Source organism: Psychrobacter pasteurii, assembly GCF_900162815.1.
Taxonomy (GTDB): domain Bacteria; phylum Pseudomonadota; class Gammaproteobacteria; order Pseudomonadales; family Moraxellaceae; genus Psychrobacter; species Psychrobacter pasteurii.
Genome location: NZ_FUGD01000140.1, coordinates 16,162 through 32,968, shown reverse-complemented (window position 1 = coordinate 32,968; position 16,807 = coordinate 16,162). Strand labels below are relative to the sequence as shown.

Genomic DNA, 16,807 nt, shown 5'->3' with positions numbered 1-16,807 from the left:
TGACAGTAGTCCAAAAGGTAGAGCAGGTTTGCGAATAAGAGGATGGGCTTGTGCTGAGTGTGGCACATGGCATGATAGAGATATCAATGCTGCTAAGAACATCCTTGCGGTCGGGCTTGACCGTCTAGCTGTAGGAATCCCCTCGGTTTAGCGAGGGGAGGAAGTCAAGTTTTGATAAATCATATAAACGCCGCTGATCATCATAAGTATTAGCAATAACAGTCGAAACTGTTTGACCGTCATACCGGCCAAAAACTGCTTACCTATATAATTACCCACAATAGCCCCGAGCCCTAAAGCTAAGCCATATATCCAGAGTTTGGCAGTTAATACCCCAAAAAAAGCGTAGCTGCCAATTTGGGCGATACCCACAAAAAAAGAGTTGGCGGTTTTAGTGGCAATTAGATCCTCTTTTTGTAGCCCAGAGTTCATATAAAAAGGATTTAACACCGGACCTAGGCCACCGACTAAGGTACTAATAGAAGCCACAATAAAGCCTAATGGGACGTAGCCTGCTTTAGGCATGTTAAAGGTCTTGTCAATTTTGCCAAAGCGATATTGAAAAAGGGTCGAGACTAAAAACACCCCCACCAATAATTGAATCCAGCTGGCATTAAGCTGACTAAATAATAGGCCGGCAAGCCATGCCCCTACAATGGCACTAGGGACATAATACTTAATTAAGCCCCAGTCTATGTCGTGCCAAAACATAATCATACGCGAAGGGCGAGAGATAAATGTCCCGAGGTTTATGACAGGAGGGGCAGCAGGTGCCCCGATTAAAGCTGAGGTGGCCGGAATTAAAATTAAGGCCCCGCCACCACCAGAGATTGTTGAAATAACAAAGGCCAATACCCCCAAAACAAATAAGCCAACCAAGTGCCAAATGGGCATAGACTCAATCAGGGCTATAAAATCAATGAACATCGGTACATGACCTTCTTGTAATGACAAAGTTTGACTAAGTTTAACGTAAAAAATCTTAGCCTAAAATGTTTTAGACTCAAGCTTAGACTATATCAGCTAAGACATTCCTATATCTAGAGTAATAGTCTATATAGACCCAAGTACAAGCGTGTGGCCATTATTATTTTGCTTTTAACAGCAGGTGCATTATAGTTATTATTTTTACAGTGACCATCTAAGTTATTTACCCTAAGTTATTTACCGCTTTATCTTTATCATATGACATTCACGGTTCCTGATGAATGGGTATGTTAATATTAGGAATTCAGGGGCAAATTAAGCCCGTAAATTAACTAAAATTATTGACCGTTTTAAGACATTTGGCTTTTGTTTTAATAAAAAATTAGATAACAGACATTAAAGGATAATCATGACGCAATATTTAGACTGTGTAATCGTAGAGCATAACCCTTCAAATAAGACCATTGATAAGTCGGTCATCTGGCTACATGGTCTTGGTGCCAGTGGCCATGATTTTGAGCCTGTGGTGCCTGAGTTGGGACTTGATACACAGTTAGCAGTACGCTTTGTGTTCCCTCATGCTCCGCGCATTCCTGTGACTGTAAATGGAGGCATGGTTATGCCCGCTTGGTATGACATCTTAGAGATGAGTTTGGATCGCAAAGTAGATGTGGTACAAATTGAAAAATCTGCCGCGGCCATTAGAGATTTGATCCAGCGTGAAATAGAGCGAGGGGTAAATCCAGAAAATATTGTTATTGCTGGGTTCTCACAAGGTGGCGCAGTAGCCTATCAAACGGCCTTAACTTATCCGCAAAGACTGGCAGGTTTGCTGACGCTATCCACCTACTTAGCAGTAGAAGATACCTCTAACTATACGGCCATTAATAAAGATCTACCGATTAAAATTGATCATGGTACTCAAGACCCTGTGGTGCCTGTCGTATTAGGTCAGCGTGCTAATGAGACGCTTACTAACCAAGGGTATCAAGTCGAGTTCAATACTTATCCTATGGCCCACCAAGTTTGCCTGCCTCAAATTAAAGCCATTGGACAGTGGCTAAACAAGGTACTGTAAATAAAGTGAGTTTACCTAACGATCGATGTCACTGGCTAACCAAGCTTGTAGCAAAGCCGTTGATAGCTACAAGTTTGGGTTTGGCAGGACTTATGGGACTCATGCAGTCGGCTGTAGCAGCTGAGTATTACAACTGCTCAAACCCTAATGGCTGTCAACTAATCTCCAGCATTGAAGCAAAAGATGATTCGACCGCTACCCAATATCCTGTGGTATTAGCACATGGGCTGGGCGGGTTTAATACTTTGTTTGGTTTATTAAGCTATTTTAATGGCATTCCCCAAGCGTTGATGCAAGGGGGAGCTGAGGTATATGTGACTAAAACTTCGGCCATCCATGATGCTGAATTTCGAGGGGAGCAGTTGTTGCAGCAGGTGCAGACTATCGCTGCGGTTACCGGTAAACAGAAAGTAAACCTAATTGGGCACAGTTTAGGCGGCATAGATATTCGCTATGTGGCTGCCGTTGCTCCAGAGCATGTGGCTTCAGTCACTGCAGTGGCCAGTCCAGAGCAAGGCTCAAAAACAGCAGATTGGATTTTAAACTTTATTACGCAAAGCAGTGCCAGATCCGGCTACCCTGAAGGGGAGTATAACTGGTTGGGCAGGGCACTTATTTCTTACCATAAGTTTTTGGGAAAGTTTTTGGATGTGGGGTCTAGCATCAGTCTAAAGCAGCTACAGCAGCAAGATTCGCTACGAGCAGTGACTGGGCTGACAAGCGACTATATGGCTGAGTATTACAACCCTAAATATCCAGCGGCTATGCCTAGTGAATACTGTGGGCAGCCACCACAAGACTATGTGGTCAATGGCATTCCTTATTATTCATTCTCAGGGGTGGGCACTATCACCAATGGGATAGACCCCAGTGATTATATTTTGGCACTCACCGCTCTGACGTTTGATAAAGAAGATCCCAACGATGGTCTGGTTTCTGCTTGTTCTAGTCGCTTGGGTTATGTTATTCGTGATGACTATAAAATGAATCACTTAGACTCAGTCAATCAATTTTTGGGATTGGTTGCCTGGGGAGAGGTAGATCCGGTATCGGTTTATCGCAGTCAGGTCAATCGCTTAAAAAATGAAGGTCTTTAAATAGACACTTAAGAGGAAGTAAAGATGACAAATAAGCCGAATCGTAAAGGGTTTTGGCTATTGCTGGCTGGGCTGATTATGTTGGCGGTATTGGTCCTCTTACTGATTATGGTCAGACTAAATGCCAATAAACAGCCCAGTACTTCTAAGTCCAACTCTTCGACCTCTGATACCCTTGAAACTCAAGAGCTGACGCTAGATCCCAGCACTGACGCCTTAATAGAAGACTTGCCTTACCAGCCTGAAAAATTTATAACTGGGGTGGAAGACCTGCCTCGTTCGCTGCAAGGGACTGAAGTGGATGGCGAGATTATCATTACTGATAAAGCTGAGTTGGTCGCTACTCGCGGGCTAAGACGTTTGTATGACTATTTTCTATCTGCGTTAGGAGAGGAGGACAGTGAGACAATCGATGCTCGTGTTGAGGCGTATCTTCTAAATACCACGCCGCAGCCCGCTGCTAATGAAGCCATAACGCTATATCATCAATATCAAACTTATCTCAAGCAAGTTTCTGCCATTCAAAGCCAGTTTGGTACGCCGGCTAATTCCATTGATGCCTTAAAAAAAGCGGAGCAAGGTGAGGTTGATATTGAAGCGATAGAACGTCAGCAAAAACAAATAAAGGCGGTTAGAAATCAGTTGTTTAGCTCAAAAGTTGATGCGGCTTTTTTTGGTACCGAAGATGAACTGCAAGCCTATAACAAACAAATGCTAAAAATAGCTCAAGATAAGTCATTATCTACAGCCCAAAAACAACAAGCCAAACAAAAGTATCTGCAGAACTTACCGGACTCTTTGACTAAGCAGCAAGCAGAGCAGCAAGCCAACTTGCAGCAGCTTATGACCCGTACTGAACAGATGAAAAAAAGAGGGGCTGACGAGCAGCAACTGCTTGAAATGCGAACAGAGCTGGTAGGGGTAGAAGCGGCACAAAGATTGGCAAAACTAGATAAACAAACTCAAGATTTTGACCGCCGTTTTGAGGACTATCAACAACAAAAACAGAAGATAACCGCCTCTAGGGCTTCAGCTACCCAGAAGCAGCAGCAGATAAAGGCGTTAGAGCAAAAGCTGTTTAGTGATAATGAGCAAAAACGTCTGGTAGGCTATGAGCATTTCAAGAATCAGTCTCAGTCGCAATAAATCCGAGCATTAAATGTTTATCTTATATACGCTTATTTCACCACTTAGCATTTTTGGTTAAGGCATTAGTCGCCAAAATAATAGACTTAAAATGGTAATAATTAATAAAATAATAAATACACGTTTGACCCAGTAAGGCACCATAGGCGGTTTATAGCCCATTGAGTTTAGGCGGTTGTCTAAGCCATTGTTTAAGGCTTGTAGTTCTTGATTGTCTTTAATAGGTTGGCTGGCGGGCTTGATGCCTTGCTTCTTTTGTTGCTTCTGGCTAATGGCCTCAACCTTTTTGTTTTGCTGCTGTTTTAAGGCTTGCTCATACTCATCGATAAGCTCTTTGGCTTCACCCATGCTAATATTTTGCTCTTCAGACAATGATTTTATGGCCAATACCAAGTTATTTTTTTCGACCATTTGGGCAATGTGTTTTGGCAGTTTATTAGACATAGTCATTCTCATTAAATCTGTAGCAAGTAGGGAGGCGCTAAGTAAGGTACAGGGTGTACAAGACAAAGGTTATACTTATAAGTAAGTTCTACAGACCAATTATATAGCAAAACACCCGTAGAATTTAGACCATAAAAAAAGCACTTTGAAATAAATTCAAAGTGCTTTTTTTGGATCAGCTAATTTGGCTGTTAATATAACCAAAGGCTTTTCAGACTATTTGTCTTTCCAGCGCTGGATAGCTTCTTTGATAACTTCTTTAGCTTCGTCAACGTCACCCCATGACTCAACTACTGTAGTACCTGCTTTTTTCAGGTCTTTATAGTGGCTGAAATGGAACTCTAGTTGTTCGATTAGACGTTTTGGTAGGTCTTCTAGGCTGTTGTAAGCATTGCCGTTGTTGCGGTCATCAGCTGGTACTACAACTACTTTATCGTCCACTTCGCCGTCATCAACAAACTTCATTACACCGATAACTTTGGCTTTTAAGAAGATGCCTGTAGTTAAAGGCTGTTCAGTGATGATCAGAGCGTCTAACTCGTCGCCATCTTCATCAAGAGTTTGTGGAATGAAGCCATAGTTACATGGCTTAGCGAAAATAGCAGGCTCTACGCGATCTAATTCAAATACAGCCAGCTCACGGTTCCATTCAATTTTGTGGTTACTGCCTGTTGGAATTTCAACTACAACGTTAATCTCGCCGCCTTCAACATCACCTGCATCTAAAATTACGTTAAAATCTGCCATTTTTTTCTCCGTTATAAGCTCGTAAAGAGCGTTGAATTGTAATAGTTTTAAATTTCATGCTGATTATAACAACTTTTAGTTGAATGCCAAGTTATGAGAATATTCCAAATTAACATTTGGCACAGCCAATAAGCCCTTATAGCCCCTTTATTACTTAGAAAATATTAATACAAAAAAAGTAAGAGCCCACCAAAAGTGAGCTCTTACTCATACACCATAAGTAATATGAAACTTAAAAGTGGTATCCATCTGACCTACCTGTTTTTAAGCCTCAAAACTTTTTAACTCAGGTGTATGAAAACCCAAGTTAAAAAAGCTTAGATTTTCTTTTCTACTTTATCAGCAGTGTTAGATACACCTTCACCTGCTTTAGAAACGTCCTGACCAAAGCCTTTGAAAGTGTTACAACCAGATAATACGATTAATGCAGTTAAAGATGCGAAAGCTAACTTTTTCATGTTGAGTCCTTAATATAAATCAAAAAATGGTTAATATTCATCACAAGATGATAAGGATAGGGTCATGCTTTTAACTTGAAGTTGATTTAAAACTTCTTAAAGAACTTAGGGTTAGATACTTAAGTTCAGTTACTCAGTCTTAGCAACATAGGTGTTATCCTTAATTACATAGTATATTAATTTGAAGGGAAGCGACAACATATTAATGTGTGTAATTTGGCTAAAACTGTCATAGAATTGTAAATTTGAAATCTAAACTCATTGATATTTCAGACAGTTTGATTAAGGGCAAAATCTTATGACGATTCACATTGTACTTGTGCATCCTAGAATTCCAAATAATACAGGCAGTGCCATCCGCTTATGTGCCAACACAGGAGCACAGTTACACTTGGTTGAACCTTTAGGTTTTGACCTAGAAGACAAGAAGTTACGCCGAGCGGGTCTCGATTATCACGAGTATGCCAATATGAAGGTACATAAGAACTGGCAGGCAGCAAAACAAGCCCTCCAAGAGGCCGGCTGTGAGCGCCTGGTGGCTTTAACTACTAAGCTCAGCCATCCTTTTTATGAGTATGATTTTAGCTCAACTCAGCCAGGTGAGCAGCAGCAAGACATTGCTTTGGTATTTGGTTCAGAGACGGCGGGACTAGCAGATGATATTCGTGAAGATATCGGGGCCAACAACTGGTTAAGGCTACCCATGCTACCAGACTCACGTAGCTTAAACTTGGCCAACAGTATCAGTATTTGTTTATATGAAGTTTGGCGTCAGCAAGGATTCTTTGGGGATGAGGGTCGAAGCACTGGCTATACTGAACTTACGCCTTACGACCCTAAATAGCAGTAGCTCATTCCAAACAGCTTTAAGTTATAGATGAAACTACAGGCAGTTTGGTGGCTTGGGTAAGCCTGCGATGCGATTGACATGGCGGGCAACCAATCCAGTATTAAATATCTGTTGCAGCAGCTGATTGCTAATTTGCATCTCAGGTAAGGTCTTCATCAGATATTTAATCAAAGGGCGGGTGGACGGCGGATGGTTGAACTCAGTGTGAAAAGCCCGTACCTGCTGCAAAATGCGATAGTGATCGTCCGTTAAAGTGACCTCTAAGGTGTCAGCCAATTGCTGCGCCACCTCAGGGGTCCATAAGTTATGATCCAGCAAGTGACCTTCTTCATCCAGCTCTAACGTCCCCCCTTCGTTGACTAAACTTTTGGGGGCTGACTCTTCATTAGTTTTAGTATTTGATGCTTGGTGGCTATTGATAGTAGAAGAAGGGCTCATTTGTCGCTCGTCTGAATGCAAAGTTGGAAGAAAAGAAGTAGTAGGATCGCTAAGGGTTTGTTAACTGATAGAGTTTAAGGTAATCACTCTATCGATGCTTTGAGTAAGCTGCACCCACTCATTATCGTCAATCACATTTACTTTACTTAAGTCTAAGTTGGTTTTGGCTTGCTCGTTTAGCTGAGCTAGGTCATCGGCTAATACATAAACGGCAGTAATATCTGTAATCTCATATTGCGCCTCATCATCATAATTAACGTCATCAATATACATTTTTAGCCAAGGTAGAGCGGCGACAGTTTCTGCCAGTAGCAAGATGCTGTCTCCAGAATGCCAAAGTGGAGCCATCTCTTTGACCATAGCTTTTAGGGTGTTCATCGGAGCGTGTAGTTGAAATAAAGTAGACATAGCTTGGCTCTTATTGGGTCTTATGAAATGTCAGATTAGATAAATCTGTTTGGCTTTATAAAATTAATCGGCTTTATAAAGTAATAAGCTTTATAAAGTGTAGTAGGGTCTAAAAAGAAAATACTTGGTCAAATTGATTTGAATCAAAGTCTTCGGGTATAAAATCCATCTGAGTAGAAACCTCTTCTGGCACCATACCAAATAGCCAACTACTAAACACATCCTCTGGAAGCCAAGCAGGCGGAATATCGTATAGATCTAAAGACTTAATCATGCCATGTAGTCGGCTCTCTGGCTGCATTAAAATACCAAACACAGAGCTGCCAAGCATAAGCTGAACTTGTTGTCCAAAGCTTGCTAAGGTTAATGCCAAAGCGCAGCCTTCATAGGTGGCCAGTTCAGTACCTGTGGTTAAACGAATGAGTATAGACACAACGTATCCTTTTTTTATCTTATAAATGTCTTTTAACTATGAGGGGCAGTCTTATTTTTAAAGCTAATATCAAAGTTATCATAGAAGCTAATATAGAAGTTGCTATAAAAATGAGTAACTTAAGGTTAAAAAGTAACCACTTTATCCACCGAAGATAGCTGCTCAGCAAGCTCGCCTAAACCCACTAATTCAAATCCTGTCGCCAAATTATTACCATCTAGTTTATGGCGACGAGCGTTGTCTTCATCGGTTACGCCGCGGGTCAAAGCCGTACTAACACAAATAGGCAATCTTAATTGATGCTCTTGGCTTAGTTGACTCCAAAGCTCAGTAAGGCTGGCTCGATCTGCTGTTTGCCAACGTAACGCATTGCCTGTATTAGCCGCTTCTCCATAAAAGAAAATATTAAGTTTGGGGCGAGAAGTATCCTCACTGTTTGTACAGTTTTCCAAAAAAGCTTTGGCATAACGGTAAGCATGCCAAGCAATGCTTTGGCTTGGGTCGACATGAATCAGTAATAGCGTATTTGCAGTCGTCATAAGGGTATCAATCTAAATGAGTGTATAAGCGTTGTGTGTAATTAATAAGGCTAATTATACATCATTAGGGCTATGCCGTATTTTACAAGACAGGAAGTATTGGCAGGTTCTTGTAAAGCGTATGTCATAAAATTGTGATTAAAACGCCATAAAAATGTCAAATCTTTGCTTTAGGGTTTAAGGTAAGTTAAGAAGTACTCTAAATCGCTAGCAGGCAGGAGGCAATATGCTAAAGCAAAGTATCAGTGACAGCGATGGTATACCCCATATAGACGGCATAGACGGCATAGACGGCATAGAAAGTATCGCAACTAAAAGCATACCCGCCAAAAAAGTAAAGCTGCTTCATGTTTTACTGGTGACTGAAACTTGGCTGCCAGAGGTCAATGGGGTAGCGATGAGCCTAGGGCAACTGATGCATCAACTTAATCTAAAGGGTCATCAAATTAGCTTATTAAGACCTAAGCCCAATCATAACTGTGCGCTCTCTAATAGCTCAGAATCCTACTTTCAGGTAATGCAGGATATCAGTCATGACCTGCAGGTAAAAGGAATGTCGATACCCAAATATAAAGAGCTTCAGTTTGGGGCACCGGTCTATTTTAAAATTAAAAAACACTTTCAACAGCTACAACCTGATGTGGTGCATATTGCCACTGAAGGGCCGCTTGGTTTGGCAGCTTTGTGGGCAGCAAAGACTTTAAATATTACGGTCACGACAGGTTATCACACCCAGTTTCATGACTTTAGCCGTCATTTTGGATTGGGTATCTTGGCCAGGCCTATGATGGCTTATTTTAAATGGTTTCATAATACCTCACAGGCAACTTGTGTCCCAAGTCAAAAGACTTTTCAGGACCTTGATACGCTGGGCTTCAAACGCTTATATGAAGTAGGGCGCGGCGTAGATTTGGAGCGATTTAATCCTGCACACCGCAGTGAAGCGCTAAGGGCTAAGTGGGGAGCTCATAGCCAACATACGGTATTGCTTATGGTTAGCCGCCTGTCTCCTGAAAAGGGAGTGGACTTGGTTATTAAAAGCTTTAAAGCTTTACAGCAAGAGCAGTTACACCGAGTGGTTAAATTAGTCATAGTCGGCGATGGGCCTGATAAGGAGCGCCTTGAATCTCTAGCAGCGGGAAACAAAGAGGATATTATTTTTGCTGGAGCACAGACCGGCAAAGACTTATCAGAGCATTACGCCAGTGCTGATGTTTTCGTCTTTGCCAGTCAAGTAGAAACCTTCGGTAATGTGGTGGTCGAAGCCATGGGCAGTGGGTTACCGGTATATGCTTTCGATGACGCGGCTGCTGGCATGTTAGTAACAGAAAAAAGCGGGGTGCTAATTAGGTTTGGAGATGAAAAAGCATTTGTAGAGAAAGTAGCTAGCTTGCCTAAAATGCAGGTTCTTAAAGAGCAGGGGATAGAAGCTTCGAAAAGTGTAGCTGGTTTCTCATGGCAGCGTCCAGCAGAGCAGATGCTAACTATGTTCTATGACTCAATTTATCATACATAGTTGGCGGATTAGTTGAAAATTAACACAAACTGAGCCAAACAAGGTTGGAATATAACATTACTAATACAGTCAGGTGTCGCACCAAGCTTGATTCAATGAAGCTATAAGATAAGGGGATAAGTCTTGAAAACAGATAAGTCTAAGCAATCGCCGGTCACTAAGCTGACCTCTGAAGTTGTACCTAGTCCTATATTTACACTTATGTCCCGCAACCGAGCTTTAGCGGTCTATGTGAATCACTTTATCTCTTGGGATACCAATCTTTGTATCCATATCAACCGTTATTCCACCAACTATGTTATCGCCACTTTCTTTAAGATGATCAGCAGGTTAGGGGACGGCTGGTTTTGGTACGCTATGATGCTAGCAGCTTTTATAGTCAAAGGTTGGGAGGCTGTGATACCGCTAATAACAGTCATTTTAGTTAGCAGCTTAGGCCTTGCCATCTATAAAGTGCTGAAAGTAAAAACAGTTCGCCCTAGACCTTATCAAGTTCACCAAGTCATTGTATTAGGGGAACGGCCACTGGATGTCTTTAGCTTTCCTTCAGGGCATACCCTACAAGCGGTGTTGTTTACCGCGACTTTAGGCGGCTACTTTCCTGAATTGCTGCCACTTATGCTGCCCTTTGCGATGTTGGTAGCCTTGTCACGCATGGTATTGGGGCTACATTATCCAACCGATGTGTTGGTTGGTGGGGCTATCGGCTATGGCTTATCGTTATGGGCACCGAGTATTTATTATGTAGTGGAAAGTAGCTTGCCTGGGCTATAACTAAATAACCTTTTATATTACGCGGAAACGTGGGGAATTAGATACGAATATTTTTGTTATAGGCAGATAAAAATTTAACATGAACAGTCATCTTCTAACTGCTTTTTATGTGGTAGGCTTATAGCACACTAGCACTTTTAAGGAGCCGTGCCCTATCATGCCCTCTGACCATAGCTTTATTACTCAGTTTACTCAAGACTCCTCCCTGACCGCCGATCGAATAACGGCAGAGCATATACAGAAACTGAAACTAGCCAGTCCTTTTGCCTATCAAATCTGGGAAAACAAACCTGCTATTTGCCAAAATTTTTTAACCAGCTATCCCTTAGGGGAGGTATTAACTCGCCAGCAGATTTGTGATTTGATTGATGATTACACGTTAGATGATGGTCTAGAAGGGGAGCTTGAACGGGCAGATGAAGCGGGCGTGATGAAAGGGCTACGTCGACTGCGTGAGCTACTGATGATGCGCTGGATATGGCAAGATGCTTTGGGTGTAATCCCTCTTGAGCAGTTAATTGGTGAGCTGTCTAACTTTGCCGATAACTGTCTTATCTTCGTCAAAGAGTATGCTTGGGAGCAATTGGTTGCGCGTTATGGTAGACCAACGTATATCGATGAAAAAGGGCAACGTCAGTATGATGATATGGCGATATTTGCTATGGGTAAGCTTGGCGCGCAAGAGCTCAACTTATCCAGTGATATTGACCTAATATTTGTACACCGTGCCCGAGGTGAAACCGATGGAGACAAGTCGAAAGGGACTAAGTGTATTGATAACAAGCGCTTTATGATTCGTTTGGGTCAAAGCATTATCAGAATTTTGGATACCTGTACCGCAGAAGGCTTTGTGTTTCGAGTCGATATGCGCCTAAGACCTTGGGGTGAGGGCAGTGACTTGGCCATTCATCAATCCGCCTTAGAGAAGTATTTTTCTGCTCATGGGCGTGCTTGGGAAAGATTTGCTTGGTTAAAGTCCCGTATCGTCAATGAGGTAGATCAGGACTTCGCGGACGAGCTTGAAGATATCGTTAAGCCTTTTGTGTTTAGATATTACGTAGATTACAGTGCCTTTGCCGCCTTGCGTGAAATGAAATCATTGATTCAAAATCAAGTGGCTCAGCGTGAGGATTTGGACAATATTAAACTGGGCGCTGGGGGTATTCGGGATATTGAGTTTGTGGTGCAGGCATTCCAGCTTATCTATGGAGGTCGTCATCCACAGTTAGAGGTCAAATCTTGCTTAAAAGCCATGCAGGCACTCAATGAGTTTGACTTTATTGAAGATAAAACCTACGAGCAACTTGCCGACGCTTATCGCTTCTTGCGAAGAGTAGAGCATGGTATCCAAGCCATAAATGATCAACAAACCCAGCGTTTGCCAAACAATGCTGAATGTCAGAATAATTTAGCCTTAACCTTGGGCTTCCAAGATTGGCCAGAGTTTTTACAGCGTTTAAATGAGCATCGCCAAAACGTTAATGCCCCCTTTGATCGCATGGTTACCGAGCGTCAGATTCCAAAAGATGTCACTGTGACCAGTGATGAGGAAGTAGAGAGTCTAGATAGTATATTAAATGAAGAAAATAACGCCAAGCTTGAGCAGTTTTGGAACAGTAAAATGGTGGCCAATCTCTCAGAGGAGGCCAGAGGGCGGCTTGATGAGGCTTATCCTGTCTTGGTGCATGCCTTAATAGAACATGAAAAAACGCAAGGTTTGGCCAATATCGCCTTTCCAAGATTGCTGGATTTAATTGAGGCCATTTGTCGCCGCTCTATCTATTTGGTTATGCTGGCCGAAAACCCGAATGCTACGGTTAACTTAATTCCCATGTTGTCCGCTAGTCCTTGGATTGCAGGCGAGCTAACCCGTTATCCGGTGCTTTTGGATTCATTTTTACAGCAGCGCTATCGTCACTTACCTGACAAAGAGGAGCTAGCAGATATTCTGCGTCAAAGTCTATTACGGGTAGAGCCTGACGATGAAGAGATGCTGCTTAACGTGCTGCGATTGTTCAAAAATACCCAAGTATTGGCAGTGGCTGCCAGTGATGTCTTGGCTGAACGACCCATTATGAAAGTGTCAGACTCTCTGACAGATATTGCAGAAGTGGTGCTTGAGTTTACTTTAGAGCGCGCATTTTCTGAGTTGGTGAAACGTCATGGCTACCCGATTAATCAGCAGGGTGAATCGGTGAATGAGGCACATAACGGCTTTGCCATTATAGGATATGGCAAGCTTGGTGGTATTGAGATGTCTTATACCTCTGATTTGGATTTGGTATTTATTCATCAGATTAATGAGCAGGCGATGACCACAGGGGCTAAGCCGGTCAGTGGTATGAAATTTACTGCTCGTTTGGCACAAAAGCTGATGACTTATCTAAATACCCAAACTCGAGATGGCCGTGCTTATGAAATCGATATGCGGTTAAGGCCTTCGGGTAATGCTGGCATGATGGTGGTATCTAGTCGCTCCTTTGAGAGATATCAGTTAGAGAAAGCCTGGGTCTGGGAACATCAAGCTTTGGTCCGTGCTCGTGCTATCTGTGGAGATAATCGAGTGATGAGTGCCTTTAACCATATCCGCAAGCAGGTGTTATCACGAAAAAGAGACATTGAGGACTTAAAGAAAAATGTCATCGAAATGCGCTCAAAGATGAAAGATCATTTAGGGAGCAATCAGCAAGCACAGCAAGAAGGCAAGTTTCACCTTAAGCAAGATGCAGGTGGGATTGTAGATATCGAGTTTATGGCACAATATGCAGTCTTGGCCCACGCTCACGATTATCCTGAACTAACTAAGTGGAGTGATAACGTCCGAATTTTTGAAAGTTTGGCACAAGCGGGCGTTTGGGAGGCTGAAACCTGCGAAGGACTTACGAAAGCTTACTTACTGCTAAGGGCTGCTATGCACCAGATTGCTTTGGCCAATGAGCCTATCGTGGTGGACTCTTCGCACTGGAATCAGACACGAGAGTTTGTGATCTCTAAATGGAATGAGATTGTGGTGTAGCTGGGCAAGAGGGGTATAACCAAATCAAATGCATCACAAAACTAAAAATTGATGGTCAATTTAAGTGGCAATGATATACTAAAATTGTCTACATATTTTAGTTATAACTGGTTTGAATAGGATAAGTATCATGAGTATGGAAACAACAGAAGGTAAGCTTTGGTTTAATGGTGAGATGATTGAGCAGCCTGATGCCAAGGTTCACGTACTAACTCACAGCTTGCATTATGGTATGGCCGTCTTTGAAGGCGTTCGAGCTTATCAAACTGATGAGGGTAGAACTGCTATCTTTAGATTAGATGATCACACTGAGCGTCTATTGGGCTCAGCCAAGATTTTTCAGTTAGACGTGCCTTATGATAAAGCTACTTTAGATCAAGCCCAAAAAGACGTGGTTAAACAAAACGGCTTTGACTCAGCCTATCTACGTCCATTAATTTGGGTGGGAGCTGAAAAGTTAGGTCTGTCTTCACGCGATAACAGCATCAATGCTATGGTTGCTGCGTGGAAGTGGGGAGCTTATCTGGGTGAAGAAGGTATTCAAAAAGGAATTCGTGTTAAAACCTCTTCATACACTCACCATATGACCAACATTACTATGTGTAAGGCCAAAGCTGCCAGTAACTATCCGGTGTCTATTATGGCCAACCAAGAGGTGACCCGTAATGGCTATGATGAAGCCATTTTGATGGATCCACAAGGCTATGTCTGCCAGGGTTCAGGTGAGAACTTATTCTTAGTTAAAAATGGCGAGTTACACACGCCAGATTTAGCGGGTGGCGCACTTGATGGTATTACCCGTCGTACGATTATTCAGTTTGCTGAAGATCTGGGTATTAAAGTGATTGAGCGTCGTATTACGCGTGATGAATTCTACCTAGCTGACGAAGTATTCATGACAGGTACTGCTGCTGAAGTGACTCCAATTCGTGAATACGATGACCGCACCATTGGTAATGGTGGACGTGGTGAAATCACTGAGAAGCTTCAGACCTTATACTTTGATGTGGTGCATGGTCGTAATGAGGAGTATATGCATTGGTTGAGTTTTGTTGATGAGTAAAATCATTTCCGCTTAAGTGTCGGTTAATTAACGTTGATTGATGTTTAAGTGGATTTTGGTCACTCAATTGCCTGACTAAATATCGATATCAGTGAGTGGATAGCGGCTCTATCAAATAAAAGACAGCTAAAACTTTAAAAATATAAAAAAAGGTGTGCTTGATTAATGTTAAAAAAGACAGCTACTAAGAATGATGATGTAAAACAAATTATATGCATTAAATGGGGAACTAAATACGGGGCTCATTACGCCAATAAGCTATACGGCATGGTTTCTCGAAATATTACACCACCGTTTCGTTTTATCTGCTTTACAGATGACCCTACCGATGTCAGACCTGAAATTGAATGTCAGGAATTACCGCCATTAGATGTGACTATGCCCACTAATACATTAGGCAAGTGGCCCAAGTCTCGTTTGTGGGGTGAGAAGCTGGGTGATGTCACAGGTGTTGTTTTGTTCTTAGATTTGGATGTGGTGATAGTCGATAGTCTTGATCCATTCTTTGAATATGGTGAACCAGATGATGTCATTCTATCTTACAATCCAAGTAATCCATTAGAGCGACTTGGTCAGACATCTTGCTTTAGATTTAAAGTAGGTTCGCTGGTTTCTTTACAAGAAAAGTTTAAATCAGATCCTCAGGGTATTGCTGATAAATACCGCTTTGAGCAGCGTTTTGTCACACGTAACGTACCGGGTGGTGTGAAGCTATTTCCTAAAAAATGGGTCGCTCACTTCCGCCGTAAATGTCGTCAACCATTTCCATTGAACTACTTTAAAGCGCCTAAAATCCCAAAAGGTGCCCGTATTATTATCTTCCCAGGTGGTTTATATCCTACCAACGCTATTAATGGGCAGTATACTTCTAAGTCAGCAGATAATGCTCTAGATCATTTAAAACAGATTAAAGACCCTAAAAACTTAAAGCATCCTTTACGCCACTTACGCCACTTTATTTTACCTGTCGGCTGGGTGAAAGAAAATTGGAAAGAATAGGAATTAAATAATGAGTCAAGAATCAATCAGAGTATTTGTAGGCTGTGATCCAAACAACAGTGATTTAGAACAAATGATGGTGCTAGATTACAGTATAAAAAAACATACCAGTTCTCCAGTAGAAATCGTATGGATGCAGCTGTCTCGTGATCCTGAGAGTTTTTGGTATTCAAACCCAGAAAAGGGCGAGGGATGGGATACTAAAAAATGGGCAACACCATTTTCAGGCTTTCGCTGGGCCATTCCTGAGTACTGTGGCTTCGAAGGCCGTGCCATTTATATGGACGCCGATATGGTTGTGCTTAGCGACTTAAACGAGCTGTGGAATCATCCTATTGAGGGCCAAGGTGTTGTTGCTGCTAAAACAAAGGATGCTATTACGCGCCTTTGCACTTGCGTATGGGATTGTCAGAAAGCTCAAAATGTACTAAAGCCTATAAGTCAGTTGAAAGCTGATCCAGAAGGGCATGATAAGCTGATGAAGCAGTTTAAAGAGCGTCCTGAGTTAATCACTCCTTATATTGACAGTTACAATTGTATTGATGGTGAGGATTTAGAGATTAAAGATATAAAAATCCTTCATTATTCTGATATGGGTACGCAGTTCAGTCACAAATATTCGATACCACGGTTAGAAAAAGAGGGAGCGAAGCATTGGTTTGACGGAAAAATCATGCCTCATCCAAGACAAGAACTTAGCGACTTATTTGATGCCTATTATCAAGAAGCTATAGATGCAGGTTATAGTTTAGAAAACTATCGTGTAGAGCCGTTTGGTGTAATACCTAAGAAGTCACATAAGCGTTATAAGGGTAATAAGATAACGCGTCCATTGAAGAGTGGGTTGTTATCAAAGATTTTTAAGAGATAGTTA

Annotated in this window: 19 protein-coding genes; 11 read left to right on the top strand and 8 right to left on the bottom strand. The window is 42.0% G+C overall.

Features of this window, described 5'->3' with window-relative positions; all coding sequences use genetic code 11:
- Positions 1 to 151: zinc ribbon domain-containing protein (locus A1232T_RS12360; protein WP_143513945.1), on the top strand; the 151-nt coding region annotated here is incomplete at its 5' end.
- Here the strand turns inward: A1232T_RS12360 and A1232T_RS12355 are convergent.
- Entirely contained in the window at positions 148 to 927 is a 780-nt protein-coding gene (locus A1232T_RS12355; RefSeq protein ID WP_077449694.1) for a sulfite exporter TauE/SafE family protein, read from the bottom strand. The two genes, A1232T_RS12360 and A1232T_RS12355, sit on opposite strands and share 4 nt — an antisense overlap.
- Before the next feature lie 409 nt (positions 928 to 1,336).
- Here A1232T_RS12355 and A1232T_RS12350 point away from each other — a divergent pair, with 409 nt between their 5' ends.
- The 3 genes from A1232T_RS12350 (at position 1,337) to A1232T_RS12340 (ending at position 4,248) form a co-directional block, all read left to right on the top strand.
- Positions 1,337 to 2,005: an alpha/beta hydrolase gene (locus A1232T_RS12350; RefSeq protein WP_077449693.1), complete on the top strand. Its 669-nt coding sequence runs from the start codon at positions 1,337 to 1,339 to the stop codon at positions 2,003 to 2,005.
- 92 nt (positions 2,006 to 2,097) lie between these two features.
- Entirely contained in the window at positions 2,098 to 3,102 is a 1,005-nt protein-coding gene (locus A1232T_RS12345; RefSeq protein ID WP_077449697.1) for an esterase/lipase family protein, read from the top strand.
- 24 nt (positions 3,103 to 3,126) lie between these two features.
- The gene (locus A1232T_RS12340) at positions 3,127 to 4,248 is read left to right on the top strand and encodes a lipase secretion chaperone (protein WP_077449692.1); all 1,122 of its coding nucleotides are present in this window, start codon (positions 3,127 to 3,129) and stop codon (positions 4,246 to 4,248) included.
- A 57-nt stretch (positions 4,249 to 4,305) separates the two neighbouring features.
- Here A1232T_RS12340 and A1232T_RS12335 read toward each other — a convergent pair whose 3' ends face one another.
- From A1232T_RS12335 to A1232T_RS12325, 3 genes are all read right to left on the bottom strand, one after another.
- On the bottom strand, positions 4,306 to 4,692 hold the full coding sequence (locus A1232T_RS12335; protein ID WP_095532778.1) for a hypothetical protein: 387 nt from the start codon (positions 4,690 to 4,692) through the stop codon (positions 4,306 to 4,308).
- Positions 4,693 to 4,908: 216 nt separating this feature from the next.
- Positions 4,909 to 5,439: an inorganic diphosphatase gene (locus A1232T_RS12330; protein WP_077449690.1), complete on the bottom strand. Its 531-nt coding sequence runs from the start codon at positions 5,437 to 5,439 to the stop codon at positions 4,909 to 4,911.
- Positions 5,440 to 5,756: 317 nt separating this feature from the next.
- Positions 5,757 to 5,897, bottom strand: a complete 141-nt coding sequence (locus tag A1232T_RS12325) for an entericidin A/B family lipoprotein (protein ID WP_077449689.1) — start codon at positions 5,895 to 5,897, stop codon at positions 5,757 to 5,759.
- A 298-nt stretch (positions 5,898 to 6,195) separates the two neighbouring features.
- On the opposite strand from A1232T_RS12325, the gene A1232T_RS12320 reads away from it, so the two are divergent.
- Positions 6,196 to 6,741 (top strand): tRNA (cytidine(34)-2'-O)-methyltransferase, encoded by a 546-nt coding sequence (locus A1232T_RS12320; protein ID WP_077449688.1) that lies wholly within the window; start codon positions 6,196 to 6,198, stop codon positions 6,739 to 6,741.
- A gap of 39 nt (positions 6,742 to 6,780) precedes the next feature.
- Here A1232T_RS12320 and A1232T_RS12315 read toward each other — a convergent pair whose 3' ends face one another.
- From A1232T_RS12315 to tusD, 4 genes are all read right to left on the bottom strand, one after another.
- A complete protein-coding gene (locus tag A1232T_RS12315) occupies positions 6,781 to 7,185 on the bottom strand; it encodes a TusE/DsrC/DsvC family sulfur relay protein (protein WP_077449687.1) in 405 nt (134 codons plus the stop codon).
- A 60-nt stretch (positions 7,186 to 7,245) separates the two neighbouring features.
- Positions 7,246 to 7,593, bottom strand: coding sequence for a hypothetical protein (locus A1232T_RS12310; RefSeq protein WP_077449686.1), 348 nt, complete (start codon positions 7,591 to 7,593; stop codon positions 7,246 to 7,248).
- Between the two features lie 109 nt (positions 7,594 to 7,702).
- A complete protein-coding gene (locus tag A1232T_RS12305) occupies positions 7,703 to 8,026 on the bottom strand; it encodes a hypothetical protein (protein WP_077449685.1) in 324 nt (107 codons plus the stop codon).
- Between the two features lie 125 nt (positions 8,027 to 8,151).
- Positions 8,152 to 8,565 carry a sulfurtransferase complex subunit TusD gene (gene tusD, locus A1232T_RS12300; protein ID WP_077449684.1) on the bottom strand — a complete coding sequence of 138 codons (414 nt, stop codon included), beginning with the start codon at positions 8,563 to 8,565 and terminating at the stop codon, positions 8,152 to 8,154.
- A 226-nt stretch (positions 8,566 to 8,791) separates the two neighbouring features.
- Here tusD and A1232T_RS12295 point away from each other — a divergent pair, with 226 nt between their 5' ends.
- The 6 genes from A1232T_RS12295 (at position 8,792) to A1232T_RS12270 (ending at position 16,804) form a co-directional block, all read left to right on the top strand.
- Entirely contained in the window at positions 8,792 to 10,081 is a 1,290-nt protein-coding gene (locus tag A1232T_RS12295; protein ID WP_077449683.1) for a glycosyltransferase family 4 protein, read from the top strand.
- Positions 10,082 to 10,282: 201 nt separating this feature from the next.
- Complete coding sequence (locus A1232T_RS12290) at positions 10,283 to 10,855, top strand: phosphatase PAP2 family protein (RefSeq protein ID WP_077449696.1); 573 nt, start codon at positions 10,283 to 10,285, stop codon at positions 10,853 to 10,855.
- 157 nt (positions 10,856 to 11,012) lie between these two features.
- Positions 11,013 to 13,871, top strand: coding sequence for a bifunctional [glutamate--ammonia ligase]-adenylyl-L-tyrosine phosphorylase/[glutamate--ammonia-ligase] adenylyltransferase (gene glnE / locus A1232T_RS12285; protein WP_077449682.1), 2,859 nt, complete (start codon positions 11,013 to 11,015; stop codon positions 13,869 to 13,871).
- Positions 13,872 to 14,001: 130 nt separating this feature from the next.
- A complete protein-coding gene (locus A1232T_RS12280; protein WP_077449681.1) occupies positions 14,002 to 14,934 on the top strand; it encodes a branched-chain amino acid transaminase in 933 nt (310 codons plus the stop codon).
- Between the two features lie 165 nt (positions 14,935 to 15,099).
- Positions 15,100 to 15,933 (top strand): glycosyl transferase, encoded by an 834-nt coding sequence (locus tag A1232T_RS12275; RefSeq protein ID WP_077449680.1) that lies wholly within the window; start codon positions 15,100 to 15,102, stop codon positions 15,931 to 15,933.
- Between the two features lie 10 nt (positions 15,934 to 15,943).
- On the top strand, positions 15,944 to 16,804 hold the full coding sequence (locus A1232T_RS12270; RefSeq protein ID WP_077449679.1) for a glycosyltransferase: 861 nt from the start codon (positions 15,944 to 15,946) through the stop codon (positions 16,802 to 16,804).
- The last annotated feature ends 3 nt before the right edge of the window (positions 16,805 to 16,807 follow it).